This is a genomic window from Pseudonocardia sp. CA-142604 (assembly GCF_050948475.1).
Taxonomy (GTDB): Bacteria; Actinomycetota; Actinomycetes; order Mycobacteriales; family Pseudonocardiaceae; genus Pseudonocardia; species Pseudonocardia alaniniphila.
This window is the reverse complement of the sequence record NZ_CP192045.1, coordinates 1,477,414-1,504,235: the sequence shown is the minus strand read 5'-3', so window position 1 is coordinate 1,504,235 and position 26,822 is coordinate 1,477,414. Positions and strand designations below refer to the sequence as shown.

Sequence of the window (26,822 nt, the reverse complement as noted above, 5' to 3'; positions counted from 1 at the left end):
GACGAGCCGGGCTCAGCTCGGTGGCGTGGCGATGCAGGTGATCGTGCCCGGCGCCACCTCGGTGAAGCCGGCGTCCCGCACGGCCACTCCCTCGCCGCCCTTCACGCCGTCGCACAGCTGCGCCCAGTGATCGCCGCGGGCCTCGCGCACGGCGAACGACGGCACGGCCGTGAGGCCCTGGGCGGCGGCGTAGAGCATCGAGGCGTGCCCGACCTGCGCGGCCGCCTTGCCCACGGTCATCTCCAGGTCGGCGTTCACCCAGATCACCGGCACCCCGGGCGGGGGCGGACCGGGTTCGTCGGACGGCAGCTCGGTACCGCCGATCTGCAGGCGGGACACCACCTTCGGCACGTCGTCGACCGGCCCGGGCAGCAGCGCCCGCGCCTCGGCCGGACCGTCGGGCGAGTCGACCACGCACGTGACGCCGGGAAGCTCCTGCACCGCCGCCCAGTGCGCGCCGCGGGCCCGCCGGGCGATCTTGCGGATGCGGCCGGCCACCCACGTGGCGACGGCGTCGTGCCACTCCCCTCCGGGCTCGGCACGCGGGTCGAGACAGACGGCGAGTGCCGCGTCGGCCGCAGCCTCCAGCACCGGGGTGCGCGGGGCGGGCGGCCGGTCCAGCCGGAGGACGACCGGCATGGCCCGCACCACGCCGTCCGGCTCCGGCGGGATGCCGGTGTCGCGCCGCACGTATCGCGCGGCGAGCGGCTCCAGCACGCTGGTCATGTCATGAGGGGCGGGGCTGGTCACGCGATCGGCACCCGACGCAGCACGCCCTCGGCGGCGTCCGCGTGCTCCACCTCGTCGCGGGTGATGCCGAGGACGAACAGCACCACGTCCAGGTAGGGATGGGAGAGCGCGGCGTCCGCCACCTCGCGCAGCGCGGGCTTGGCGTTGAACGCGATGCCGAGCCCCGCGGTGGACAGCATGTCGATGTCGTTGGCTCCGTCACCGACGGCGACGCACTGCTCCAGCGGGATGCCGAACGTCTCGGCGAACCGGCGCAGGGCCACCGCCTTCGCCGGCCGGTCGACGATCTCGCCGAGCACACGCCCGGTCAGCTTGCCGTCGACGATCTCCAGCTCGTTGGCGGCGCAGAAGTCGAGCCCGAGCTCGTCCACCAGACCGCTGATCACGCGGGTGAAGCCGCCCGACACGACGCCGCAGCGGAACCCGAGACGCTTGAGCGTGCGGATCGTGGTGCGCGCGCCGGGTGTGAGCTCCAGCTTCGCGGCGACCTCGGCGAGCACCGACTCCGGCAGCCCTTCGAGCACCGCAACGCGCCGCTGCAGCGACTCGGCGAAGTCCAGCTCGCCGCGCATGGCCGCCTCGGTGACCGCTCGGACCTCCTGCTCGGCGCCCGCCCGGGCCGCGAGCATCTCGATCACCTCGCCCTGCACGAGCGTGGAGTCGACGTCGAACACGATCAGCCGTTTGCTGCGGCGGCTGAACCCGGCCCGCTCGACGGCGACGTCAACGCCTGCGGTGCGGGCCACCTCCACGAGCCGCGCGCGCAGCGTGCCGGGCGGATGGGCCTCGCTGCCACCGGCCGGATCCGGGGAGACCATCAGCTCGAGCCCGGTGACGGGGTAGTCGGCCACCCGGCGGATGGAGTCGATGTTGGCTCCCACACCGGCGAGCGCCTGCGCGATCGCCCCGAACGCGCGTGCCGTGATCGGGCTCCCGATCACCAGCACGACGTGTGTGGCGCGCTGCCGCACCGACCGATCGTCGGGCACCTCGAGCGAGGTCTGCACGTTCATCGAGATGCTCGCCATGGCCTGCTCTACGGCCTCCTGGAGGCCTTCGGGGTCGTGGTGGGCGGCTACCAGCGCGCCCAGCGTGAGCTGACCGCGGATCACCACCTGCTCGACGTCGAGCAGGTCCACCCCGTGCCGGATGAGCGCGGCGAACAGCACCGAGCTCACGCCGGGCCGGTCCGGGCCGGTGACCGTGATGAGGACGGTGGTGTCTGTCATTCCGTGAAGCGTAGGAGATCGGTCACCGTGACCGCGGATCGCCGTTCGGTTGCGACTCCGGCGCTGTGTGCTGGGCCGCCACCTCGTACGGCGACGGCCTGCCGCCGGAGTGCGCCTCCTCACGGAAGCGCTCCACCAGGTGCGGGTAGTGCAGCTCGAACGCCGGACGCTCCGAACGGATCCGCGGCAGCTCGGTGAAGTTGTGCCGCGGCGGCGGGCAGCTCGTGGCCCACTCCAGCGAGTTGGCGAAGCCCCACGGGTCGTCCACCGTGACGATCCGCCCGTAGCGGTAGCTGCGGAAGACGTTCCAGATGAACGGAAGCGTGGAGGCACCCAGCACGAACGCCCCGATCGACGAGACCATGTTGAGTGTGGTGAACCCGTCGGTGGGCAGGTAGTCGGCGTAGCGGCGGGGCATGCCCTCGGCGCCCAGCCAGTGCTGCACCAGGAACGTCAGGTGGAACCCGACGAACGTGAGCCAGAAGTGCACCTTGCCGAGGGTGTCGTCCATCATCCGGCCGGTCATCTTCGGGAACCAGAAGTAGATGCCGGCGTAGGTGGCGAACACGATCGTGCCGAACAGCACGTAGTGGAAGTGCGCCACCACGAAGTAGGTGTCCGAGACGTTGAAGTCCAGTGGCGGGGACGCCAGCAGGATGCCGGTGAGGCCGCCGAAGAGGAACGTGACCAGGAAGCCGAGCGCGAACAGCATCGGCGTCTCGAAGGTCAGGTGGCCCTTCCAGAGCGTCCCGATCCAGTTCACGAACTTGATGCCGGTGGGGATCGCGATCAGGAAGGTGGTGAAGGAGAAGAAGGCCAGCAGCACTGCCCCGGTGGCGTACATGTGGTGCGCCCACACGGCGCCGGACAGCGCACCGATGGAGATCGTCGCGTAGATCAGGCCCTTGTAGCCGAAGACCGGCTTGCGCGCGAACACCGGGAAGATCTCGGACACGATGCCGAAGAACGGCAGCGCCACGATGTAGACCTCGGGGTGGCCGAAGAACCAGAACAGGTGCTGCCAGAGGATCGCGCCGCCGTTGGCGGGGTCGAACACGTGCGCCCCGAGCTGCCGGTCGGCCAGCAGGCCGAGCAGCGCCGCGGTCAGCACCGGGAACGCGATGAGGATCAGGATCGCGGTGACGAAGATGTTCCAGGTGAAGATCGGCATCCGGAACATCGTCATGCCGGGCGCGCGCATGCAGATGATCGTGGTGATGAAGTTGACGCCACCGAGGATCGTGCCCAGACCGGACAACGCCAGTCCGACGATCCACAGGTCCGCACCCGCTCCGGGCGTGTGCACCGCGTCGGACAGCGGCGTGTAGGCGAACCAGCCGAAGTCGGCCGCGCCGCCGGGGGTGAGAAAACCGGACAGTACGGTCAGCCCACCGAAAAGGAACAACCAGTACGAGAAAGCATTGAGCCGCGGAAATGCGACGTCGGGGGCACCGATCTGCAGCGGCACGATGTAGTTGGCGAAGCCGAACAGGATCGGCGTCGCGTACAACAACAGCATGATCGTGCCGTGCATGGTGAACAGCTGGTTGTACTGCTCGTTCGACAGGAACTGCAGTCCCGGTTCGGCCAGCTCCGCACGCATCAGCAGCGCCATCGCGCCGCCGGCCAGGAAGAACCCGAACGACGTCACCAGGTAGAGGATGGCGATGTCCTTGGGATCCGTGGTGTGGAGCATCTTGACCAGCACGGATCCCTTGGCCGACCGCCGGGCCGGATAGGGGCGCGCGGTGATCGGCCTGGGGGCGACGGCTGTCACTGAGCCTCCTGAAACTGCCTTGCCGATTGCATTTGGCCTTGTCGAACTGATGGGTGATCGGTGCTACGAACCCAGCGTGGATCGTAGCTCTACCCGTCGTCGAAGGCTTGCCCCGGCCCCGGTATCCCGGCGTGACACATCGCCCGAGAAACAGGCGTAAAGCGACATAACTATCGCAATGGGCTGAAAAGTTCCTCGAACAAGTCGGGGGTCGCCGCCGGGCTCGGCAACGGGTCGACGACGTAGAACTCGACACCCATCCCCATGGCGAACAGCGGGTCCGGCATCGCGAGGAGGAAGTGGTCGGGAGCGATCTGGCTCGCGTGAGCCCGCATCGAGGCCTTCTTCTGCTCCACGAAGTCCACGGCATCGACGCGGTGGGTGATCTCGCTCTCGGGCTTGCCGAACGTCGGCTCGTCGAGCGCGGGGAGCTCCCAGCCCTCGGGCAGCTGCCCGGACTTCGCCATCCCGCGGATGCCCCGCGTCATCCAGTCGCGGTTGACGGTGCTCTGTGCCACCACGGGCACGGCCGACAGCTCCGCGGCGCGGCGGCCCACGCGGTGCACCTGGATGTGGTCGGGGTGCCCGTAACCGCCGTTGTCGTCGTAGATCGTGAGGACGTCGGGCTCCTCCTCGTCGAGGATCACCGAGAGGAGCCGGGCGGCGTGGTCGACGTCGGCCCGCCAAAAGCAGAACGGGGCGTCGTTGCTCGGCTCGCCCATCATCCCGGAGTCGATGTAGGGGAGGAACTCCACGCGCTTCGCCCCGATCACGGCGGCCGAGTCGTAGCACTCCGCCGAACGGCGCACGGCGAGCTGCTCACCGTCGGCGAGGACGCCGGGCACGGGTTCGCCCAGCTCGCCACGGGTCGCGAAGACGAGAACAACGCGGTGACCTGCGGCAGCGGCGCGGGCGAGAGTGCCCGCCGAGCCGATCGACTCGTCGTCGGGATGTGCGTGAAAGGAGACAATTGTGCCCACCGCGCGAGACTATCTCCGCCGCGAGATCCGGCTCCCGGCCCTGCGCAGGGCGAACAGCCGGATCTCGGGGCGATCAGGTGAGGATCCGCGTCAGTGCCGGGCCGACGTCCGCGAGCCGGCGCACGGTCTGTGCCCGCCCGCCCGCTCGCGCGGCCAGTGCGGACGCCGCGGCCTCGGCCTCCGCGCCGCCCAGCGGCACCAGCACGTGCAGCCGGTCGATCCCGGCGAGTGCCTCCGCGGGCTCGTCGCCCGCGGTGTGCTGACAGTCCGAGAGCAGCACGACCAGCCGTTCGTCGGCCACCGCTCCGGCGAGCTGGCGCGATGCCTCCCGCAGCCCGGCCGCCAGGTCCGTGAGGCCGTGGCCGCGCAGAGCGACGAGGTCGGAGAGCAGCTCCTCGGGCGGACGGCGCACGCCCTGCGCCTGCAGCACCCGCACGCCGGCACCGAACGCGATCACCGCGGGCTCCAGCTTCCCGTCGGCCGCGACGACGACTCCCGCCGCGGCCACCGCCGCCAGCGCGACGGCGAGACCCTGCATGGATCCGGAGATGTCGACGACCAGGCACACGGCCCGCCGGTGTGCGGTCCAGGTGCGGGTGACGATGTCGTCGGTCTCCGGCCTGCGCGACGGACCGGGCGACCAGCCGTCGAGCGTGCGATCGAGGTCGAGATCGCCGTCCATGCCCCGCGCGGGCCCGAGCCGTCGCGTGCCCCGGGCACGCGCCGGTCCGACCCGGCCGAGCTGGATGAACACTCGGCCGGCCAGCCGCCGCGCCGCGGCACGCAACTGCGCGTCGGTGGCCACGGCGAGATCGGCCAGCAGTGCGGCAGCGGCCTCGGGTGACTCGGCGAGCGCCCGGTCGAACGCCTCGGCGTCCAGGGAACCGAGCTCGGGAGAGACCTCGGCGAACTGCTCGTGACGCGCGCCGAGCTCGCCGCGTCCGAGGGTGCGCTCCCCCCGGTTGCGGTGCGGACGCTCGCGGGATCGGCCCGCCGCTCCCGGCGGCGGGCCGTCAGCTTTTCCCGGGCTGCCGGATTCCGGCTCGTCACCGGGCTGCGGCGGTGCTGCGGCGTCCTCCGGCCAGAGCCGGTCGAGCAGCTCGTCGATCACCGACTCCGCGGTGCGGTCGACGCCGTCGGCCACCCGGATCCGCCCGGACAGCGCGGCGTAGGCGGCGTCGCGCGCGGTCTCCCGGGCGAGCGTTGCCTCGCCGCGCAGCTCCGTCAGCCCGGTGAGCACGAGCGCGAGGTCGATCGCCCCGCGCACCGACGAACCCATCCGCACGTCCCGGTGGGTGCGGGTGGCCCGGGTGAGCGACACGGCGAAGTCGGTGACCCAGCCCGTCACGCCGCTGACCGAGGCGGTGATCGCCTGCTCGCCTGCCTCGTCCTGGTAGCCGAGCACCACCCGGCACATCCGGTCGGCGATCGCCTGGCTGACGCGCGCGGTGCCGACCGCGTCGAACGGGTTCATCGCGGCGATGAGCCGGAACCGCGGACCGGCGCGCACGGTGCCCAGCCGCGGCACCGCGATCTCGCCCTCCGTGAGCACGGTGATGAGGACGTTGAGCGTCTCCTCGGGAACCCGGTTGAGCTCCTCGAGATAGAGCAGCGCTCCCCCACGCATCGCGGTGAGCAGCGGCCCGTCGACGAAGCTCGCGGGCAGGTACCCCTCGGCCAGCACCTGCGACGGGTCGAACGCGCCGATCAGCCGGGCCGGGGTGAGCTCGGCGTTCCCCTCGACGAAGACGACCTGCTGCACCGCGTCGCGGGCGATCGAACGCAGCAGTGTGGACTTCCCCGTGCCGGGCGGACCCTCGATGACGACGTGCCGGCCGGTGGCGAGCGCGACCGTCAGCACCTCCCGCTCCCGGCGTAGCCCGACGACGGGGATGGGCGAGGAGGTCTGTGACGGTGGAGCGGTCACGGGCGTCACGGGTGGCACCACCTTCGGAAGCGGCCGCGCCGGGCCCGCTGAGCACGGGCCCGGCGCGTCACGGGTATGGCGGACTGTGTCTCCGGTGCGGTCAGTAGACGATCACGCCCCGGACGTTCACCCCGTTGACCAGGTCGTCGTAACCCTTGTTGACGTCGTCGAGGGTGTAGGTGTTGGTGATCAGCTCGTCGAGCTTGATCTGCCCGGCCTGGTACATGTCCACCAGCCGCGGGATGTCCTTGAACGGGTCGCCCGAGCCGAACAGCGAGCCCTGGATCCGCTTCTCGAACAAGGTGAGCAGCGCGCCCGGGATCTCGATCGTGTTCTTGGTCGGGTCGGCCAGGCCGGTGACGACGACCGTGCCGCCCTTGCGGATGGCGTGGAAGGCGTTGGTGGTGACCTCGGTGTCGACCACCCCGACCGTGACGATCGCCTTGTCGGCGCCGACGCCGCGGGTGAGCTCCTGGATCAGTGCGTGGGCCTCCGCGGCGGTGGCGCAGGAGTGCGTTGCGCCGAGCCGCTCGGCCATCTCGCGCTTGTTGGACAGCGGGTCGATGGCCACGACGTTGGTGGCGCCGGCGAGCGCCGCACCCTGCACGGCGTTGATGCCGATGCCGCCGACGCCGTAGATCGCGATGGTGTCACCGGCCTGGGTCTGCGCGGCGTGTACGGCCGAGCCGAAGCCGGTGGGGACACCGCAGCCGATCAGAACGGCCTTGTCGAGCGGGACGTCGTCGGCGACCTTGACGCAGGAGCCCTGCGAGATCACGGCGCGCTCGGAGAACGTGCCGAGCATGCACATGCCGCCGATGTCCTCTCCGGAGTCGGAGTGGAAGCGGTAGGTGCCGTCCGGCAGGTTCCCGTCGAGGATCGAGGCGCCCATGTCGCAGAGGTTGGTCATCCCCGCCGCACAGAACCGGCATGCGCCGCACACCGGCAGGAACGAGCAGATGACGTGGTCGCCGGGCTTGAGCCGGGTGACGCCCTCCCCGACCTCCTCGATGATCCCGGCACCCTCGTGGCCTCCGACGATCGGGAAGCGGGGCACGATGTCGCCGTGCCGGAGGTGCTCGTCGGAGTGGCATAGCCCGGCGGCGACGTACTTGATCAGCACCTCGCCTGCCTTGGGCGGGTCGAGGGTGAGCTCCTCGATCTCGAACGGTTTGCCCACCCCGCGCAGCACCGCGGCCTTGGTCTTCATCGACCCTCCAGACATCAGCCTTCGTTGGCTGAACGTGTGACGTGAGTGTCTCCGGCAGGCCCCCCGGACGCCGACACCTGCCCCATCGCCCGGGTGTGCCTCGTCACCATTCGTATCAGCACGGGCATGCCAGCGGAAGGCCGCGGGACCCGAAGATCAGGGCCGTTCAGGCGACACAGAGGGGACGATTTGATCTTCTACTGATCTGTAGCGGCGCAAGATGAAGCTGTAGTGTCTGGCCACCCGAACCGGCATGGGAGAGAGCGCCGTCATGACCGAACTCTTGAACGCCGCGGAGTACCTCACGGAACGCCGCGTCGCCGCGGGCGACGGCGACCGTGTGGCGATCATCCATCCGGGCGGGAGCCTCACCTACGGGGAGCTCGTCGGCGAGGTACGCCGGGTCGCCGCCGGGCTCGTCGCGATCGGCGTGCGCCCCGAGGAGCGGGTGCTGATGTGCATGGCGGACGACGTCGAGCTCGCCACGGCGATCCTCGCCACCATGTACATCGGAGCAGTGGCCGTGCCGTCCTCGACGATGCTCACCGGTGGCGAGCTGCACAAGCTGGTGACCGACTCGCGCGCCCGCGTGCTGCTCGGCGACACGCGGTTCGCCGACGCCGTGACCACCGCTGCGACGGACGCCCCCGACCTGCGCCACGTCGTGCTCACCGCGGACGCCGTGCCGCAGGTCAGCGGCCCGGACACACTCACATGGCAGGCCCTGCTCGACGGTGGGCGCGACGTCGAGATCGGTGCCGCCTACCGCACCTGGGACGAGTCGCCCGCGCTGTGGCTCTACACGTCGGGCACCACGGGCACCCCGAAGGGCGCCATGCACCGGCACGCCGACATCCGCTACGTCTGCGAGACCTACGCGGATCAGGTGCTCGCCGTGGGACCGGACGACGTCTGCCTGTCGGTGGCCAAGCTCTTCTTCGCCTATGGCATCGGCAATTCACTGTTCTTCCCACTGGCAGTGGGCGCGACCACGGTGCTGGAGCCGTCTCGGCCGAACCCGGCGCTGTACGCCGACCGCGTGGCCGAGCACGGCGTCACGCTGTTCTTCGGCGGTCCGAGCTTCTGGGGCCCGCTGATGGCCGCGGACCTCCCGCGGGAGAAGTTCGCGACCGTCCGCAACGGAGTCTCGGCGGGCGAGACGCTTCCCGCCCGGATGTTCCACAGCGTCCGCGATCAGTACGGCTTCGAGATCCTCGACGGCATCGGCTCCACCGAGGCGCTGCACATCTTCATCTCCAACGTCGCAGGCAAGGTCGTTCCCGGCAGCTCCGGATTCCCCGTCCCCGGGTACCGGGTGGAGCTGCGCCGCACCGACGGCAGCGTGATCGAGGGGGCGGGCGAGTCCGGGATGCTCTACATCGCGGGCGACTCGATCTGCACGGGCTACTGGTGCCGCACCGAGGTGAACCGGGCGGTGTTCCAGGGCGAGTGGATGCGTACGGGCGACCAGTACGTGCGCGGCGAGGACGGGAGCTACACCTGCCTCGGCCGGGCCGACGACGTGCTCAAGGTCGGTGGGATCTGGGTGAGCCCCACCGAGGTGGAGACGAGGCTGCTGGAGCACCCGGCGTTGGCCGAGGCCGTGGTCGTCGGCGTGCCGGATGCGGACGGGCTCGACAAGCCGGTGGCCTACGTCGTGCCGCGGCCGGGCATGGCGGTGGACCAGGACGAGATCATCGCGTTCTGCCGGGCCGGGCTCGCGTCGTTCAAGCGGCCCCGGCTCGTCGTCGAGGTGGACGAGCTGCCCAGGACGGCCACGGGCAAGATCCAGCGCTTCCGCCTGCGCGCCCTCGCCACCGCCACCGAGGCACCGGTGCCCACCACGGCAGCGGACGTCGCGGAGGTGCAGTCATGACGGAGGTGCGGCCGTGAGGTGGGTCCGGGAGACGCCCGCGCACTGGGACGCCGACAAGCAGCGCGTGCTCGGCGACCTGGCCCCGGAGCTGTTCGGCTTCGGCAGTCCCGGCGTCGGCGACGTCCTCGCCGACGAATGGTGGCGAGTGGAGGACGGCGACCAGGTCCTCGGCTACGGCCGGCTCGACGACACCTGGGGTGACGCGGAGATCCTCGTGCTCGTGGATCCGCGGCGGCGCCGGTCCGGAGTCGGCGCGTTCATCCTCGCGCGGCTGGAGGAGGAGGCCGCGGCCCGCCATCTGAACTACATCTACAACGTCGTGCCGGACCGTCATCCCGATCCCGAGAAGGTCACCGGCTTCCTCGCCGCGCACGGCTTCACCCCCAACGCCGTGGGCGAGCTGCGCAAGAAGGTGCCGACCGAGGGGGCCTGACACCCCGGCCCCTTCCATCGGACGCGAGGGCCGTTCAAACCGGATCTATCGGACCGGAGTGCCGATCGTCTGGTCGCCGGGACTGCAAATTCCTGCAAGGGATTGTGCCCCCGGATGCAGCCTGCCTATCTTCGGGCCCCAGCAGGCGGGTCCGCGGCTGCGATCAGACAAGGAGGTCTGACGATGTCCGGTCGAAGGTTCCTGGCGTTGGCGGGTGTGCTCGGGGTGGCGGTGACCATCGCGGCGTGCGGGGGCGGGTCGAGCAGCGGCGGCGGTGACCACGCCGGGCAGACGCTGCAGGTCTACCTCAGCAGGCAGGCGTCCTATCCCGACCAGCAGCAGCAGTGGATGCAGCACATCAAGGACGAGTTCCAGAAGAAGACCGGCGCGACCGTCGAGTTCGAGACCTACAGCTCCGCCACCGAGGAACAGCAGAAGATCCAGACCTCGGTGGTCTCGGGCCAGGGCCCGGACATCTACGAGATCGGCACGACATTCACCCCCACCGCCTACTCCAGCGGCGCGTTCCTGAAGTTCGGCGACGAGCAGTGGGACGCCGTCGGGGGCCGGGACCGGTTCGTTCCCTCCACGCTGGCGATGTCCGGCCCCGACGAGGCGGACCAGATCGCGGTGCCGTTCTCGTCGATCCCGTTCGTGCTCGTCTACAACACCCAGATGTTCGCCGCCGCGGGCATCGACGGGCCACCGTCCACATGGGACGAGCTGGTGGCGGACGCGAAGAAGCTGACCCAGGGCGACACGTACGGCCTCGCGATGGACTACAAGGACAACTTCTCGCCCTGGAAGTACGTCTGGATGTTCGCCCAGCAGTACGGCAACCCGCTGGTGGAGGGCACGACCGCCCGGATCGACGACCCCACGGTCGCGCGGGCGTACGACGCCTACTTCGGGTTCCTCACGAAGGACAAGATCGTGAACCCCGACGCGGTCAACTGGTCCTCGCCGGACGCCACGGCGAGCTTCGCGGCCGGGAAGTCCGCGATGTTCGCCATGACCAGCACGAGCGTCATCCCGACGCTCGCCAAGTCCCCCGTGGCGAACTCGTACGCGTTCGCGCCGATGCCGACCGTCCCGCCGGGCGAGAGCGCACTGCCCTCAGGCGGCGTGCCCGCAGCCAGCATCGTGTCCGGTCAGAACCTCGTGGTCGCGTCCTACTCGCCGCAGCAGGACCTGGCCCTGCAGTACGTGGAGCTCGTCACCTCGGAGGCCGAGCAGAAGCACTTCTCCGACGTGTTCGGGGTGCTGCCGGTCAACGCGGCGGCCGCCGACTCGGTGGCCAGCGGGAAGGATCAGTACGGGCCGGTGCTGGAGGCGGGCAAGCAGGCCAAGCCCACTCCGTTCACCGGAGCGTGGTCGGAGATCCAGCTGGGGCTGACGAACATCACGGTGCAGTCGCTCGCCGGGCTGAGCGCGGGCTCGGTGCCGCCCGACCAGGTGCAGCGACAACTCGCCGACCTCCAGAAGACCGCGCAGGCGGCCGTCGACAAGGCGGCGGCCGCCCGGTGAGCCTCACCAGCCCGGCGGACCGGCCACCCACGGCGACCCGCCCGGCCGCCGTGACGGCCGGGCCGAAGCGGACAGGCCCGGCCCGGCCGGCCCGGCGAAGGCAGGGGCCACTGTGGCTGCTGACGCCGGGCGGCCTGCTGCTGCTCGTGGTGGTCGTCGTGCCGTTCGTGCTGGCGCTGTGGATGTCGGTCACCGACCTGGACCAGTACACGCTGCGGCAGTGGGCGGGAGCGCCGTTCCTCGGCCTCGGCAACTACGTCGAGGCCGTCGCATCGGGGCCGCTGCTGCACAGCGTGTGGCTGAGCGTCGCGTTCAGCGTGCTGACCACGGTGCTGACGCTGCCGCTCGGGCTCGCCGCGGCGTTCGCCGCGCACGACAGCTTCCGGGGCCGCGGCCTCGTGCGCTCGATCTTCCTCATCCCCTACGTGCTGCCGACCTTCGTGGTCGGCACCGTCTGGCGCATCGCGCTCGGGCCCGACGGCGCGGTCAACACCGTGCTCGGCAGCGTCGGGATCGACGGGGGCAACTGGCTGATCGGGGATCGCACCTTCTGGACGCTCGTGCTGGTCGACACCTGGGCGGCATGGCCGTTCGTGTATCTGCTCTGCCTCGCCGGCCTGCAGTCCATCGGCCGCGAGGTGCACGAGGCCGTGGCCGTTGACGGGGCGTCGTGGTGGCAGAAGACGGTGTACATCGTGCTGCCGAGCCTGCGCGGTCCCCTCCTGCTGGCGGTGATCATCGCGACCCTGCACCACCTCAACAACTTCACGCTGCCGTTCGTGCTGTTCGGCTCGCCCGCCCCTGACGAGGTGAACGTCCTGCCGATCGCGATCTACTCGGCCTCGTTCCAGACGTTCCGCTTCGGCCTCGCCGCGGCCATGTCGGTGGCCTCGCTGGTGCTGGTGCTGATTCCGCTGCTGTTCTACCTGCGCGCCGTGCGGCTCGACACCGGGCTGGAGAAGGGGGCGCAAGTGTGAGCGCCACCGGCCGCAGGCGTTCCGGTGTGGACGCCACCGCGATCCTCCCGCCGGGCCTGCGCCGCGGCGTGATCGCTGTGCTGGTGCTGCTCGTACTGGCACCGTGCGCCTACATCCTCGCGGCCTCCGTGATGCCCGACATCGAGGTGGCCTCGGGCACGGTCGTTCCCAGCAGCGTCACGCCGGAGAACTGGATCGCGATCTGGACCACGGTGCCGCTGGCGCAGGGCCTCGCCACCAGCGTGCTGGTCTGCGGTGTCGTCGCCGTGGTCTCGGCGCTGCTGGCGGTGGCCACCGCCTACGTCCTCGTCCGGTTCACGTTCCTCGGGCGCGTCACGTTCCTGCGGGCGCTCGTGGGTCTGCAGAGCGTGCCCGGCACGTTGCTGCTGCTCCCGCTGTTCGTCGTCTACGCCTCGGCGCCCACCTACCTCGGCATCACGGTGGTGGGCACGACCTGGGGCCTGATGATCACCTACCTGACGTTCGCGCTGCCGTTCGCGACCTGGGTGATGGTCACCTATCTCCGAGGCATGCCCGTGGAGCTCGAAGAGGCCGGGCTCCTGGACGGCCTGAGCCGCATCGGGGTGCTGCGCCGCATCGTGCTCCCGTTGAGCGCGCCCGGACTCATCGTCGCCGCGATCTTCTCCTTCCTGCTGGGCTGGAACGACGTGCTGTTCGCGAGCGTGCTCACCCAGCCCCGAACCCGTACGGCAGCCGTCGTCCTGCAGGCGTTCGGGGCTTCCCAGGAGGGTGGGGCGCTCCCGCTGTACGGGCAGGTCATGTCGTCCGCCGTGGTCTGTGCCGTGCCCGTCGTCGTCCTGTACCTGATCTTCCAGCGCTACCTCGTGGGTGGCCTGACCGGAGGGCTGAAGTGAACGATTCCGTGCCGCATGCACCCGTACGGTTCGCCGTCGTCGGTTGCGGGGTGATCGGACGCCTGCACGCGGAGGTCCTCGCCGCCGGCGCCGATACCGCGCTGAGTGTGCTCGTGGACACCGATCCAGCTGCGGCGGACGCCGTGGCCGACCACGTGGCCGAGCTGTTCGGTGACCGGCCGGCCGTCACCACGTCCCTGACCGATGCGCTGGCCCGCGACGATGTCGACGCCGTCGCCGTCTGCGTGCCCAGCGGTGCGCACGCCGCGGTCGCGGTGCCGGTTCTCGAATCCGGGCGCCATCTGGTGGTGGAGAAGCCGCTCGACGTCAGCGTGGCAGCGGGCCGGGCCGTCGCCGAGGCCGCGGCCCGCCACCCCGGCCTCGTCGCCGCCGTGATCAGCCAGCACCGTTTCGACCCGGCGAGCGTGGCCGTCCACGAGGCCGTGACGCGCGGGGAACTCGGCAGGGTCACCTCCGCCGTCGCGACGGTGTCGTGGTGGCGCAGCCAGGGCTACTACGACTCCGGCGACTGGCGCGGCACCTGGGATCTCGACGGGGGCGGCGCGCTGATGAACCAGGGCGTGCACACCGTCGACCTGTTGTTGTGGTTCCTCGGCCGGCCGATCGACGTGGTGGCCCACACGGCGCTGCTCGCCCACGAGCGGGTGGAGGTGGAGGACACCGTGGCCGCCGTGGTCCGCTTCGAGTCCGGCGCGCTCGCGACGCTGCACGCCACCACGGCGGCCTACCCCGGCCTCACCGTCCGGCTGCAGGTGATGGGCGACGCCGGCTCGGCGGTGGTGGACAACGACCGGCTGTTCTACTTCCACAGCGCCCACCGCTCCAGCGTGGAGGCGGCCGGGGACGCCGGCGTGGGGCCGAACCGCGGGATCGGCGGCGACGGCAACCAGGCGGCTCAGCTCGTCGGGCCGGAGGAGAGCGGGCAGCAGGTCGGAGGCGGCCCGGGCACCAGCGCCATGTTCGTCGGCCACCACCGTCAGTACCGCGACGTCCTCGAGGCGATCCGCACGGGCCACGCGCCGGGCGTGACCGTTGCCGACGCCCTGCTCGCCCTGGCCACCGTGCAGGCCGTCTACGAGTCCGCCCGGACCGGCACGGCGGTCGCGATCGCCGATGTGCTCGACGGCCGGATCGTGCCCACGCCCGAACCACCCCGGCGACCCGCCGCGGTCAGCTGAGCCCCCTTCCGCCCTGACCCGAGGAGCAGCCCGTGTGGACCCTGTCCGGCTTCGCCGACGAGATCTCCCCCGACCTGGACGAGCAGGTGCGCGTGCTCAGGGAGCTGGGAATGACCCAGCTGGAGCTGCGCGGCGCCTGGGACACGAACGTCTCCGACTTCGACGACGAGCAGGTGGAGCGCATCGCCCGCACCCTCGACGCGGCAGGCATCACCGTGTCCTCGATCGGCTCACCCATCGGCAAGGTGCCGGTGACCGCTGACCTCGACGAGCACGTGGCCCGCTTCCGCCGCTGCGCGCAGGTTGGACGCCGGCTCGGCGCACCCTACGTGCGGGTCTTCTCCTTCTACCCGAGGGACGCCCGGGATCCCGCCGCCGACCGCGACACCGTCCTGCGTGGCATGTCGGCGCTGGCAGCAGCGGCCGAACAGCACGGGGTCGTGATGCTGCACGAGAACGAGAAGGCGATCTACGGGGACGTCCCCGACCGCTGCCTCGACATCGTCGAGTCCGTGGGTTCGCCCGCGCTGCGCCTCACCTGGGACCCCGCCAACTTCGTGCAGTGCGGTGTCCGGCCGTTCAGCGAGGGCTACGAGATGCTGCGCCCGTACGTGGAGTACATCCAGATCAAGGACGCGATCGCCGCGACCGGCGAAGTGGTGCCGGCCGGGAAGGGCGACGGCGAGGTGGCACAGACCCTGGCGGCCCTGCGCGCCGACGGATTCGACGGCTGCTTCTCACTGGAGCCACATCTCGCGCAGGCCAACGCGCGCGGCGGGTTCAGCGGACCGGAGCTGTTCGCCACGGCGCACGCGGCGTTCACGGGACTGCTGCGCGAGCAGGACATCCCGTTCCGGTAGAGCCCATTTCGCCCCGCCGGGCCTGGCGATCACTCGCCCCGGCCCGGCGGGCAGCCCGAGCTGTGCGGCGGACCGCGATCCGGTCAGGCCGCCACCGCGGCCACCCTGGCCGCCCGCAGGTAGGCGAGGTTCGCGGCCGTGCGCTCGGCCAGCGGCCGGTCGGTGGAGAAGTCCTCCACCGTGACCCAGCCGTCGTAGCCCAGCTCCGTGAGGTGCCGCAGGTACGCGCTCACGTCGGCCTGGCCGGTCGGCAGCTCCGCCCACGCGTGCTCCCAGCGCACGGTTCCGTCCGCCTCGGTCTCCGCGGGTCGCCACACGCAGTTCTTGACGTGCACGTGCGCCAGGTAAGGGCCGAGCATCTCCAGGCCCGCCCGCACGTCCTCCCCGCCTTCGATCACGAGGTTGCCGAGGTCGTGGATCACCCCGACGGCGGCCGGGTCCAGCCCGTCGAGCAGACGCAGCGCGGCAGAGGAGCTCGAGACGACGGTCTGGTGGTGCAGCTCGACGAGGACCTTGACGCCGTGGCGGGCCGCCCGCCCGGCGATGTCGGCGAAACAGGTGCGGGCGTGGGCGAAGAGCTCGGGGTAGAGCGCCGTGCCGAGCGCGGGCGTGCGCACCCGCACCTGGCCTGCGCCGAGAGCGGCGGTGGCAGCGAGCAGGCGGTCGACGTCGGCGTGCTCGTCACAGAGGGCGTAGCCCCCGACCCCGGAGAACCGCAGGCCCGCCCCCTCGGTGAGCTCGCGGATCCGCGGCACGTCCCGCTCCAGAGTGGTGAGCGGCCAGGTGCAGCGGTTGCCTGCCCAGAATCCCGGTTCCGGGGCGTCCTGCTGGTCGACCACCCGCCACTCGACGCCGTCCCACCCCTGCGCGGCCAACCGCTCCACGGCCTCCTGGGGTGTCCATTGCGGCAGTGCGGCGGTGAAGACCGAGAACCTCACGGGTTCCTCCCTGGATGTCACTGACGGGGTTTTCTCCTGGCGGGGACGGGTCCGGTCGAGCCGCGGATCGTCAGCACGGCAGGCACGGTGTGCACGCGCGGCGGAGGCGCCACCGGCCGCAGCTGCTCCAGCAGCATATCCGTGGCCAGCCGCCCGACCTGCTCGATCGACGCGGTGATGGTGGTCAGCGGTGGGTGACAGAAGTCGGCGCCGAAGGTGTCGTCGCACCCGACCACGCTCATGTCGTCCGGCACCGCCACCCCACGGGCGAACAGCCGCTGCAACACGCCCAGCGCGATCAGGTCGTTGAAGGCCATCACGGCCGTCACACCCGCGTGCACGGCGGCGTCGGCCGCTGCCGCACCCGCCGCGCGGGTGGGCGGGAACGGCCCGAGGCGCCGGACCGACAACCCGGCCTGGCGCGCACCCAGCTGCACGGCCCGCCAGCGCCGTCCGTTGGACCATGACGACCGCGGGCCGGACAGATAGGCGACATCGCGGTGGCCGAGCGAGGCCAGGTGGTGCACGGCCTGGACCATGCCCGACGGGGTGTCGATCACCACCGAGGTGACTCCGGGCGTGCTGCGGTTGACAGCGGTGAGCGGCACCGAGCGGGCCGCCTCGCGCAGCGCGTCGTCGCCCAGCCGCGACGCCCCCAGCACCAGGCCGTCGGCGCCCTTCGCCGCGGTCGCGATGTGCTGGTGCTCCAGCTCCACGGACTCGTTGGTGTCGATCAGGATCTGGCTGTAGCCGGCCGCGGCAGCCTGGGCCTGAGTGCCCCGGACCAGGTCGAAGAAGAACGGGTTGGTGATGTCGGGAACGAGGAGCGCGAGCGTCATCGACCGGCCCGACATGAGCGAGCGGGCGGCGGTGCTCGGCTGGTAGTCCAGCTCGGCGGCGGCGGCCAGCACCCGCTCGCGGGTGGCGGCGTTGACGAGGTCGGGCCGGGAGATGGCCCGCGACACCGTGGAGATGGAGACCCCACAGGCGCTGGCCACGTCGTGGATCGTCGCCATGGCCCCCCTGCTCGCACCGTTGCGATGCGGCGGTCGGGACCCGCCGCGCACTGCACGTTACTGCAAGCGCTTGCGCCGGGTAAGGCTCTCAAAGTTCTACACACATGGCCCGTCGAGCGTTGATGTTGTAGAGTGTTGGGCGACCCACGGAGGAGCCGATGACGACCACCGCAGATCCCGACCAGGCCGCGATCCCGGCGGTCTCGTTCGACACCGAGCCTGCGTCGTACCGGCACTGGAGCCTCGACATCGACGGGGAGATCGCCTACCTCCGCCTCGACATCGACGAGGCGGGCGGCATCGTCCCGGGCTACGAGCTGAAGATGAACAGCTACGACCTCGGCGTGGACATCGAGCTCTACGACGCCACGCAGCGGTTGCGCTTCGAGCACCCGCAGGTCCGGGCCGTGGTCCTCACCAGCGCGAAGGACCGCAACTTCTGTGCGGGCGCGAACATCCGGATGCTCGCCCAGAGCTCGCACCCGTGGAAGGTGAACTTCTGCAAGTTCACCAACGAGACCCGCAACGGCATGGAGGACGCCACAGCCAACTCCGGCCAGACGTACCTCGCGGCCGTCAACGGCACCGCCGCGGGTGGGGGCTACGAGCTCGCTCTGGCGTGCGAGCAGATCCTGCTGATCGACGACAACTCGTCCGCGGTGTCGCTGCCGGAGGTGCCGCTGCTCGGTGTACTGCCCGGCACCGGCGGGCTCACCCGGGTCACCGACAAGCGCCGGGTTCGCAAGGACCGCGCCGACGTCTTCGCGACGCGGCCCGAAGGAGTGCGCGGCAAGCAGGCTGTCGAGTGGAAGCTCGTCGACGAGGTGGTGCCGAAGCGGGTGTGGGACGAGACGGTGCGCGAGCGGGCCACCGCCGCGGCCGCCCGCTCCACCCGTCCCGCTGACATGCAGGGCATATCCCTCACCCCGCTGCAGCGCGAGGAGACCACCGACGGCATCCGCTACCAGCACGTCGAGGCCCGCTTCGACCGGTCACAGGGCCTGGTGGAGATCACCGTGCACGGCCCGGAGGGGGACGTCCCCGACACCGTCGCGCGAGTGCACGAGCTCGGCGCCGACTTCTGGCCGCTCGCGATGACCCGCGAGCTCGACGACCTCATCCTGCGGCTGCGCACCAACGAGCTGGAACTCGGCACCTGGATCATCCGCACGAAAGGCGCCGTCGAGCACGCACTCGCATTCGAACGGGTCATCGCGGAGCACTCCCGCGACGACTGGCTGGTCAACGAGATCCGCCACTACTTCAAGCGCGTGCTCAAGCGTCTCGACGTCACGTCGCGCTCGCTGATCGCGCTGATCGAACCCGGCTCGTGCTTCGCCGGCGCGCTGCTGGAGCTGGCGCTCGCCTGCGACCGGCAGTACATGTTGGAGGGTCTGCTCGAGGAGGACGCCCAAGAGGGCGAGCCGGCGCAGATCGTGCTGAGCGAGAGCAACTTCGGCGCGTTCCCGATGAGCAACGGACTGTCCCGTCTGGCGTCCCGCTTCTACGGCGATGACGACCACGTCGCCAAGCTGCACCAGGAGACCGGCCGCCGGATCGAGGCCGTCGAGGCCATGGAGCTGGGCCTCGTCACCGACGCCCCGGACGACATCGACTGGGAGGACGAGATCCGGATCATGCTGGAGGAGCGCGCCTCCCTCTCCCCCGACGCGCTCACCGGCATGGAGGCGAACCACCGGTTCGTCGGACCGGAGACCATGGAGTCGCGCATCTTCTCGCGGCTCACCGCGTGGCAGAACTGGATCTTCGTTCGACCCAACGCCTCCGGCCCCGACGGCGCGTTGCGTAGGTACGGCACGGGACGCAAGGCCGACTTCGACCGCAAGCGAGTCTGAGAGCAGAGCGAATCATGTCGATCGACTACTCCGAGAAGATCCCGAACAACGTGGATCTGGCCGGCGACCGCAAGCTCCAGCGCGCACTGGAGAGCTGGCAGCCCAACTTCCTCAACTGGTGGAAGACGATGGGCCCGGCCGTTCCGACCGAAGACGTGTACCTCCGTACGGCGGTCGCCGTGGGCCGCGAGGGGTGGGCCCACTTCGACCACGTCGCCATGGAGGAGTACCGGTGGGGGGTCTTCCTCGCCGAACGCAACGCCGACCGGCGGATCGCGTTCGGCGAGCAGAAGGGCGAGCCGGTCTGGCAGCAGGTCCCCGGCGAGTACCGCGCCGACCTGCAGCGGCTGATCGTCATCCAGGGCGACACCGAGCCCGCCTCGGTGGAGCAGCAGCGACGGCTCGGCGAAACCGCGCCGTCGCTGTACGACCTGCGCAACCTCTTCCAGGTCAACGTGGAGGAGGGCCGCCACCTCTGGGCGATGGTCTACCTGCTGCACGCCTTCTTCGGTCGCAACGGCCGTGAGGAGGCCGAGGCACTGCTGCAGCGCAACTCGGGCGACCTCGACAGCCCGCGGATCCTCGGCGCGTTCAACGAGGAGACGCCGGACTGGCTGTCGTTCTACATGTTCACCTACTTCACCGACCGGGACGGGAAGTACCAGCTCGGCACGCTGAAGGAGTCGGCGTTCGACCCGCTGTCGCGCACCTGCGAGTTCATGCTCAAGGAGGAGGCGCACCACATGTTCGTCGGCACCACGGGTGTCGACCGCGTCGTGGCCCGCAGCGCCGAGCTGATGCGCGAGCACGACACCGAGGACATCGCCCCACACGGCGGCATCCCGCTCGACGTGATCCAGAAGTACATCAACTTCCACTACTCGGTCTCGCTCGACCTCTTCGGCTCCGAGCAGTCCACCAACGCCGCCAACTACTTCACCGCGGGCCTCAAGGGACGCTGGCAGGAGGAGCGGCGCAAGGACGACCACGTGCTCACCGAGGATTCGGCCCACATCCAGCTCGTCCGCGACGGCGAGCTCACCTCGGACGAGGTCCCGGCGCTGCTGGCGCTCAACAACGACCTGCGCACCGAGTACATCTCCGACTGCCAGAGCGGGCTCAAGCGCTGGAACCGCGTGCTCGAGCAGGGCGGCGTCGACCGGCGGCTGACACTGCCGCACGTCGGGTTCAACCGGGACGTCGGCCTGTTCTCCGAGCACCACATCACGCCCAAGGGCGATCTCGTGGGCGCCGACGTCTGGGAGGCCAACCGCGACAGGTGGCTGCCCACCGAGGCCGACAAGACCCACGTCCGATCCCTCATGCGCCCGGTCTACGAGCCCGGCAAGATCGCGGGCTGGATCGCCCCGCCGTCGCACGGCATCAACGACAAGCCGTTCGAGTACGAGTACGTCCACTTCCCCTGAGCCCGCGCCCGTCAGACGCCCTCCACCGTCCCCATCATGATCACCGGCTGGGGACGCGGAGGGGCACCCAGCACAGCTGCCGCGCCCGAAACAACGATCACCACGGGGCGCCGGCCCCGGGCGGGCACGTGATCATCAATTCGGGACGCGCAGCCGCGCCTGACACAGCCGGCGCGGCTCGAACAACGATCACCACACAGCGCAGGGCCGCAGCGGCGCCATGATCACCAGTTCGGGGCGCGCAGCCGTCCCCAGCACAGCTACCGCTCCCAAAACAACGATCACACCGGTGGGCAACCCGCCCGCGGGATCAAGCGGGGTTGCCCACCCGCATCGAAGCCAGCCCGCCGCAGCCACCGCCCGAATGCCCTCCCACCGCGGCCGCCCCCATCATGATCACCAGTTGGGAGCACACAGCCGCGCCAGACGCAGCTGCCGCGTCCCGAACAACGATCACCACGCAGCGCCGAGCCTGAGCAGCACCATGATCATCAGTTCGGGACGAGCAGCCGAGCCGAACACGGCTACCGCTCCCCAAACAATGATCACTCCACCGCGGAGCCCGCTCGCGGGGCCGAGGTGACCAGCGGTTGGCACCGACTGGTCAGCCGCCGCGCCACCGCCACACTCGCCCACCGCGGCCGCCCCACCATGATCACCAGATCACCAGTTGGCGCACAGCTCGCCCATCATGATCACCAGTCGGGGACACACAGCCGCACCCGACGCAGCTACCGCTCCACAAACAACGATCACCGCAGAGCACCGGCCCGCACCGGCACCAAGATCACCAGTTCGGGACGCGCAGCCGTCCCCAACACGGCTCCCGCTCCCCAAACGATGATCACGCCACCGCGGAGCCCGCTCGCAGGGTCGAGGTGACCAGCGGTTGGCACCGACTGGTCAGCCTGCCGCGCCACCGCCCACGCTCGCCCACCACGGCCGCCCCCACCATGATCACCGCTTGGGGACACGCAGCCGCACCCGAGCCAGCTGCCGCTCCCCAAACAACGATCACCAGGGGGCGCCGGCCCCGGAGCGGCACCATGATCACCGGTTCGGGACGCGCAGCCGTCCCCAGCACGGCTCCGGCTCCCCAAACAACGATCACGCCACCACGCAGCCGCCCGCGGGGTCGCGGTGGCCAGCGGTCGGCATCGTCGAGCCCAGGCCGCCGCGCCACCGCCCACACTCGCCCACCACGGCCGCCCCCACCATGATCACCACTTGGGGACACGCAGCGGCGCCCGACGCAGCTGCCGCTCCCCAAACAACGATCACCAGGGGGCGCCGGCCCCGGAGCGGCACCAAGATCACCAGTTCGGGACGCGCGGCCGTCCCCAGCACGGCTCTCCCGCTCCCGAAACAACGATCACGCCACCGCACCCGCCAGCGGGCTCGACCGGATCGCCGGTCGGCACCGTCGAAGTCGGCAGCCCGGCGCAGCCACGGCCCGCACACCCGCTCACCGCGGCCGCCCTCACCATGATCACCACTTGGGGACACGCAGCCACGCCCAGCGCAGCTGCCGCGGCCGAAACAACGATCATCACGCAGCGCCGGCCCGCAGCGGCGCCATGATCACCAGTTCGGGACGCGCAGCCGTCCCCAACACGGCTCCCGCTCCCCGAACAATGATCACGCCACCGGGCAACCGCCCGCAGGATCGTGGTGATCATCGGTCGGCGCCTCGGAGAAACCCGGGGATCGAGCGGCGGCGGGCTGCTCACCCACCGTCGCCTGCAGGCGTCCGACCCCCACGGACCGGACACCCGCAGGTGGGCCGGACGGTTACGAGACCGCCAGTGCGGTCGGGGTCGGCTGCGGGAGCGGAGAGCACTGCGCGTCCGAGGTGTCGCCGGACTTGCGCTTGGGCAGCGTGCCGTTGGCGAGGTAGTCGGCGACGTGGTCGTTCACGCAGTCGTTGCCGCTCGAGAGCGACGCCGCGTGCGTGGTGCCGCCCGTGCCTTCCACCAGCGCGGAGTTGGGGAACTCGCGGCGGGCCTGGAGGGCGCCCTCGTAGGGCGTGGCACCGTCGAGCGTCTCGCTGACCAGCAGCAGGTTCTTCAGCTTGCTGCCGTCGATCTTCACCGGCTTGTCGGCTCCCGGTTTGACCGGCCAGAAGGCGCAGGGCGCGTTGTACCAGGCGTTTGCCCAGGCCTCGAACGGCGCCTTGGCCGCCACCTTCGTGTTGTCGTCCTGCCAGGTGTTCCAGTCGGTGGGCCAGGGCGCGTCGGTGCACTGCACCGCGAGGTAGATGGCGTAGTTGTTGTCGTCGGTGGGCGAGCCCGAACCGTCGTAGACCGCCTTCAGCGCCCCGGCGTCGCCGTCGTGCACCCAGCGTGAGAACGCGCTCGCGACGGTCTCGTAGTTGCGGACGTCGTAGCCCGCTCCGAGGAAGAGGTCGGTGAACTCGTCCGGCCCGATCTGACCGCCGGCCGGTTTCTGGCGCAGCTTGTCCTTCTCCGAGTAGAAGAGTTTCTCGACGTCGTCGCCGCTGTTGCCGAGCTTGTAGATGTTGTCGTTCTTGGCGATCCAGTCGAAGAAGATCTTCTCGTTGCGGTCGAACGCGACGTCCTGGCTGAGGTTCGCCTCGTACCAGACGTTCCGCTCGTCGACCACGCCGTCGAGCACCATCCGGCGCACCCGGTCCGGGAACATCGTGGCGTACACCTGGCCGATGTAGGTGCCGTAGGAGAAGCCGTAGTAGTTGATCTGGTCGGTGCCGAGCGCCTTCCGGATGCTCTCCATGTCGTTGATGGTGTCGACGGTGGTGAGGTGGTTGAGGAGGGCGCCGCCCTTCGCCTTGCAGGCCTGGGCGTAGGACTGCGCGCGCTTCAGCCAGGCGGCCTCGGTGCCCGTGTCGGGGTCGTAGTCGGGCCGGTTGTAGCCGCCGTAGTCGGGGATGCAGCTCAACCTGGGCTCGCTCGACCCGACACCGCGCGGGTCGAAGCCGATCCAGTCGTAGCTCGAACCGACGTTGCGCGGCACCGCGCCGCCGAGGAGCGAGAGCCCGAGGCCGGAACCGCCCGGCCCGCCCGGGTTGACGAGCATGACGCCCTGGTACTGGTTGTCGGGCACGGTGTGCTTCACCATCGACACCGCGAGCTTGATCTTCGTCTTCTGCGGTGCGGAGTAGTCGAGCGGCACCTCGACGGTCCCGCACTGCGCCGACGCGGCCTTCAGCGGTTCGGCGGCGCACGGCGCCCATGCCACCGGTGGTGGCGTGTAGTCGGGCGTGGCCGCGCTGGTCTGCACGGCGGCGTGCGCCACCGCCGGCGCGAGCGCCGGATGGCCCGCCGGTGCGACAGCGGCCCCCACCGCCACAAGCCCAGCTGCCGCAACAATCGTCACAATTCTGCGCACGCATGCCCTCCGACTTCTGCCCCGATGCGAGCGACAGATCCCCCTACGAGCGACACGTCACTCTGCGCTATCGCCGCCCAAACCTCAATCCGAGGCACGGCCCGCCGAGGGCAGATGACCACAGGTGGAACCGCTCGACGGTTTCCCGCTGTGTCCCGCCGCCCTCCACACCGGACAGACGGGTCCATAAGGGCCCCAGGCAGCCCCACGCGGGCAAAAGTGTGATCTGCGTCTCGGCGAGGGCGGCAATGCGCACCTGGCCGGTCGCGCTCCTCCGTACAGACGCCGCTAGTAGAACTCGACGGTGTTCACCACATTGCGCAGCGGGCGCCCGTCGAGGAGCCGGCCGGCGTTCTCCGCGAAGAGCTCGGCGATCCGCCGGTCCTCCGCCGCGGTGATGGTGGCCGTGTGCGGGCTGATCAGCACGTTCGGTAGCTCCCACAGCGGGCTGGCCGCATCAAGCGGCTCCACCGCGAACACGTCGAGCGCCGCGAAGCCGATGCGCCCGTCGCGCAGGCCGTCGATCAGGGCGTCCTCGTCGATGACCGTGCCACGGCCGACGTTGACGATCGTCACGCCGGGCCGGACGGCGGCGAGCACGTCGGCGCTCACCAGCTTCTCGGTGGCGTCCGTGCCGGGAAGGGTGACGACGATGCCGTCGACCCGCCCGACCACTGCGGCCAGCTCGTCGGGATGCACCAGCTCGGCCACACCGTCCACGGGTTCGCCGCGCCTGCTCGTGCCGATCACCCGCGTGCCGAGCGCCGCGAGCACCCTGGCGACCTCGCTACCGATCCCGCCGAGCCCGACCACCAGCACCGTCTGCTCCCTCAACTGGGCCACCGGCCAGCGGCCCCACCGGTGCGCGGCCTTCTCGACGAGCAGCTTCGGCAGGTTCTTCGCCCCCGCCAGCAGCCCGAGCAGCACGAACTCCGTGAGCGGGGCCGCGTGGACACCCGCCGACGTCGTGAAGATGACGCGGTCGAGCTGCTCATGGGTGAGGCCGGCCGCCTTCACGTGGGCGCCTCCCCCGGCGGCCATCGTGTGCACCCAGCGCAGGCCCGGGTTGGCCTCGACGGCGCGGCGCAGCTCGGCGGGGCGGTCGTCCGGGATCCCGTAGAGCGCCTCCGCCGCGTCGAGCATCTTCTCGAAGCGCTCCCGCTGCTCCGGGGTACGGACGAACGACGGATCGCCGGCGTGGTCGGCCGGGTAGCGCACCGGCGGGAGCAGTTCCTGGTCGCGCACCAGGTCGATGCGCGGCTCCAGACGCTCGATCAGCCCGCACAGCTCCTCGCTCAGGGGCGTCGCCACCGCGACCCGGAGCCGATCCTCCACCCGCCACCTCCTGCTCCGACCGCCGCTGCCGTCCGCGGCTTCGGTGACACACCCTGTCACGACGACGTGCGGCCCCGCTGCGGACCTTGCCCGGCGGACCGACACCCGAGAGCATCCGCGCATGACCCTGCCACCGACGGCGCTGCTCCCCGGCGTACGTTCCGCGACCGTCGACACCGACCGCATCCGCATGCACTACCTCGAATCGGGCCCGGCCGACGGCACGCCGATCGTGATGGTGCACGGAAACCTCTCGACCAGCCGTTTCTTCGAGCACCTGATGCCCGAGCTCCCGCAGTACCGGGTGATCGCGCCGGACATGCGCTGCTTCGGCGACTCCGAGCCCGCTCCCGTCGACGCGACCCGTGGCCTCGCGGACTGGGCGGACGACGTGTTCGCGCTGGTCCGCGCCCTCGGAATCGACGAGCCGCCGCATCTCGTCGGCTGGTCGACCGCAGGTGCGGCGATCGCCCGGTACGCGATGGACCGGCCCGTCGCGTCGCTGACCTTCCTCGACCCCGTTTCGCCCTACGGCTACGGCGGCGTGCGAGCCGACGGCACACCCTGCTTCCCCGACTTCGCAGGTACCGGCGCCGGCACCGTCAACCCCGAACTCGTGCGGCGCATCACCGCCGGCGACGACTCGGACGAGAGCCCGCTCTCCGTCCGCAACGTCTTCAACGCCTTCTACGTCGCACCGGGCCATCGCGAGTCGCCCGAGCGCGAGGACCTGCTCGTCGCCGAGATCCTCAAGACGGTGACGGGCGAGGCCAACTACCCGGGGGACCTCGCGACCTCGCCGAACTGGCCCGGGATGGCCCCCGGCACGTCGGGCCTCCTCAACGCGCTGTCCCCCAAGTACTGCAACTGGGCGGGCATCGTCGACCTGGATCCCAAGCCTCCCGTCCTCTGGACGCACGGCAGCGCCGATCTCGTGGTCGCCGACGGCTCGTCGCTGGAACTGGGCACGCTCGGCGCATCAGGGGCCGTCCCGAACTGGCCGGGGCCGGACGTGTTCCCGCCGCAGCCGATGGTGAGCCAGATCAGGGAGGTGCTGGAGCGCTACGCGCAGGCGGGCGGGAGGGTCCGCACCGAGTTCTTCGACGGGTCCGGGCACGCCCCGCATCTGGACGCCCGCGAGAAGTGGCTCGCGGTGTTCACGGAGTTCCTGACGTCCACCTGACGCCGCGAGTCGCGCGTTCCGACCGGCGAGTCGCCTCGGCTCGCTGGTCGGATCGGGTGAACCACCGTCGGAGAGCGCGCC

20 protein-coding genes are annotated in these 26,822 nt (G+C 70.6%); 10 read left to right on the top strand and 10 right to left on the bottom strand.

Annotated elements, in window-relative coordinates:
* Window positions 1-12 precede the first annotated feature (12 nt).
* The 6 genes from ACQPZQ_RS06905 to ACQPZQ_RS06880 form a co-directional block, all read right to left on the bottom strand.
* On the bottom strand, window positions 13-726 hold the full coding sequence (locus ACQPZQ_RS06905) for an aminoacyl-tRNA hydrolase (RefSeq protein WP_433293176.1): 714 nt from the start codon (window positions 724-726) through the stop codon (window positions 13-15).
* A gap of 20 nt (window positions 727-746) precedes the next feature.
* Window positions 747-1,979, bottom strand: coding sequence for a phosphoserine phosphatase SerB (gene serB, locus ACQPZQ_RS06900; RefSeq protein ID WP_241034792.1), 1,233 nt, complete (start codon window positions 1,977-1,979; stop codon window positions 747-749).
* Between the two features lie 22 nt (window positions 1,980-2,001).
* The gene (gene ctaD / locus ACQPZQ_RS06895; RefSeq protein WP_433293173.1) at window positions 2,002-3,756 is read right to left on the bottom strand and encodes an aa3-type cytochrome oxidase subunit I; all 1,755 of its coding nucleotides are present in this window, start codon (window positions 3,754-3,756) and stop codon (window positions 2,002-2,004) included.
* A gap of 170 nt (window positions 3,757-3,926) precedes the next feature.
* Window positions 3,927-4,736, bottom strand: coding sequence for a PIG-L family deacetylase (locus ACQPZQ_RS06890; protein ID WP_433293171.1), 810 nt, complete (start codon window positions 4,734-4,736; stop codon window positions 3,927-3,929).
* A gap of 73 nt (window positions 4,737-4,809) precedes the next feature.
* Window positions 4,810-6,672, bottom strand: coding sequence for an AAA family ATPase (locus ACQPZQ_RS06885; RefSeq protein ID WP_433293169.1), 1,863 nt, complete (start codon window positions 6,670-6,672; stop codon window positions 4,810-4,812).
* Between the two features lie 91 nt (window positions 6,673-6,763).
* Complete coding sequence (locus ACQPZQ_RS06880; protein ID WP_433293167.1) at window positions 6,764-7,873, bottom strand: NDMA-dependent alcohol dehydrogenase; 1,110 nt, start codon at window positions 7,871-7,873, stop codon at window positions 6,764-6,766.
* A 271-nt stretch (window positions 7,874-8,144) separates the two neighbouring features.
* Between ACQPZQ_RS06880 and ACQPZQ_RS06875 the strand changes: the two genes are divergently transcribed.
* The 7 genes from ACQPZQ_RS06875 (at window position 8,145) to ACQPZQ_RS06845 (ending at window position 15,620) form a co-directional block, all read left to right on the top strand.
* Window positions 8,145-9,749 carry a benzoate-CoA ligase family protein gene (locus ACQPZQ_RS06875; RefSeq protein ID WP_433293165.1) on the top strand — a complete coding sequence of 535 codons (1,605 nt, stop codon included), beginning with the start codon at window positions 8,145-8,147 and terminating at the stop codon, window positions 9,747-9,749.
* Between the two features lie 13 nt (window positions 9,750-9,762).
* Window positions 9,763-10,182: a GNAT family N-acetyltransferase gene (locus ACQPZQ_RS06870; protein WP_433293163.1), complete on the top strand. Its 420-nt coding sequence runs from the start codon at window positions 9,763-9,765 to the stop codon at window positions 10,180-10,182.
* A gap of 183 nt (window positions 10,183-10,365) precedes the next feature.
* The gene (locus tag ACQPZQ_RS06865) at window positions 10,366-11,709 is read left to right on the top strand and encodes an ABC transporter substrate-binding protein (RefSeq protein ID WP_433293161.1); all 1,344 of its coding nucleotides are present in this window, start codon (window positions 10,366-10,368) and stop codon (window positions 11,707-11,709) included.
* Window positions 11,706-12,686 carry a carbohydrate ABC transporter permease gene (locus ACQPZQ_RS06860; protein WP_433293159.1) on the top strand — a complete coding sequence of 327 codons (981 nt, stop codon included), beginning with the start codon at window positions 11,706-11,708 and terminating at the stop codon, window positions 12,684-12,686. Before ACQPZQ_RS06865 ends, ACQPZQ_RS06860 begins: the two co-directional genes overlap by 4 nt.
* Window positions 12,683-13,561 (top strand): carbohydrate ABC transporter permease, encoded by an 879-nt coding sequence (locus ACQPZQ_RS06855; protein ID WP_433293157.1) that lies wholly within the window; start codon window positions 12,683-12,685, stop codon window positions 13,559-13,561. The genes ACQPZQ_RS06860 and ACQPZQ_RS06855 overlap by 4 nt, the downstream gene beginning before the upstream one ends.
* Window positions 13,558-14,760, top strand: coding sequence for a Gfo/Idh/MocA family protein (locus ACQPZQ_RS06850; protein WP_433293155.1), 1,203 nt, complete (start codon window positions 13,558-13,560; stop codon window positions 14,758-14,760). The genes ACQPZQ_RS06855 and ACQPZQ_RS06850 overlap by 4 nt, the downstream gene beginning before the upstream one ends.
* Before the next feature lie 32 nt (window positions 14,761-14,792).
* Window positions 14,793-15,620, top strand: a complete 828-nt coding sequence (locus tag ACQPZQ_RS06845) for a sugar phosphate isomerase/epimerase family protein (protein WP_433293153.1) — start codon at window positions 14,793-14,795, stop codon at window positions 15,618-15,620.
* Window positions 15,621-15,703: 83 nt separating this feature from the next.
* On the opposite strand, the gene ACQPZQ_RS06840 is transcribed toward ACQPZQ_RS06845, so the two are convergent.
* Window positions 15,704-16,558 carry a sugar phosphate isomerase/epimerase family protein gene (locus tag ACQPZQ_RS06840; RefSeq protein WP_433293151.1) on the bottom strand — a complete coding sequence of 285 codons (855 nt, stop codon included), beginning with the start codon at window positions 16,556-16,558 and terminating at the stop codon, window positions 15,704-15,706.
* 17 nt (window positions 16,559-16,575) lie between these two features.
* Complete coding sequence (locus ACQPZQ_RS06835) at window positions 16,576-17,574, bottom strand: LacI family DNA-binding transcriptional regulator (protein ID WP_433293149.1); 999 nt, start codon at window positions 17,572-17,574, stop codon at window positions 16,576-16,578.
* Between the two features lie 158 nt (window positions 17,575-17,732).
* Between ACQPZQ_RS06835 and boxC the strand changes: the two genes are divergently transcribed.
* Together boxC and boxB are read left to right on the top strand one after the other, a co-directional pair.
* A complete protein-coding gene (boxC, locus tag ACQPZQ_RS06830) occupies window positions 17,733-19,430 on the top strand; it encodes a 2,3-epoxybenzoyl-CoA dihydrolase (protein WP_433293147.1) in 1,698 nt (565 codons plus the stop codon).
* 14 nt (window positions 19,431-19,444) lie between these two features.
* Entirely contained in the window at window positions 19,445-20,857 is a 1,413-nt protein-coding gene (gene boxB, locus ACQPZQ_RS06825; RefSeq protein WP_433293145.1) for a benzoyl-CoA 2,3-epoxidase subunit BoxB, read from the top strand.
* 1,791 nt (window positions 20,858-22,648) lie between these two features.
* Here boxB and ACQPZQ_RS06820 read toward each other — a convergent pair.
* Both ACQPZQ_RS06820 and ACQPZQ_RS06815 read right to left on the bottom strand, forming a co-directional pair.
* A complete protein-coding gene (locus ACQPZQ_RS06820) occupies window positions 22,649-24,178 on the bottom strand; it encodes an alpha/beta hydrolase (RefSeq protein ID WP_433293143.1) in 1,530 nt (509 codons plus the stop codon).
* Window positions 24,179-24,511: 333 nt separating this feature from the next.
* On the bottom strand, window positions 24,512-25,558 hold the full coding sequence (locus tag ACQPZQ_RS06815; RefSeq protein WP_433293141.1) for a D-2-hydroxyacid dehydrogenase: 1,047 nt from the start codon (window positions 25,556-25,558) through the stop codon (window positions 24,512-24,514).
* 121 nt (window positions 25,559-25,679) lie between these two features.
* On the opposite strand from ACQPZQ_RS06815, the gene ACQPZQ_RS06810 reads away from it, so the two are divergent.
* Window positions 25,680-26,741 (top strand): alpha/beta fold hydrolase, encoded by a 1,062-nt coding sequence (locus ACQPZQ_RS06810; RefSeq protein ID WP_433293139.1) that lies wholly within the window; start codon window positions 25,680-25,682, stop codon window positions 26,739-26,741.
* The last annotated feature ends 81 nt before the right edge of the window (window positions 26,742-26,822 follow it).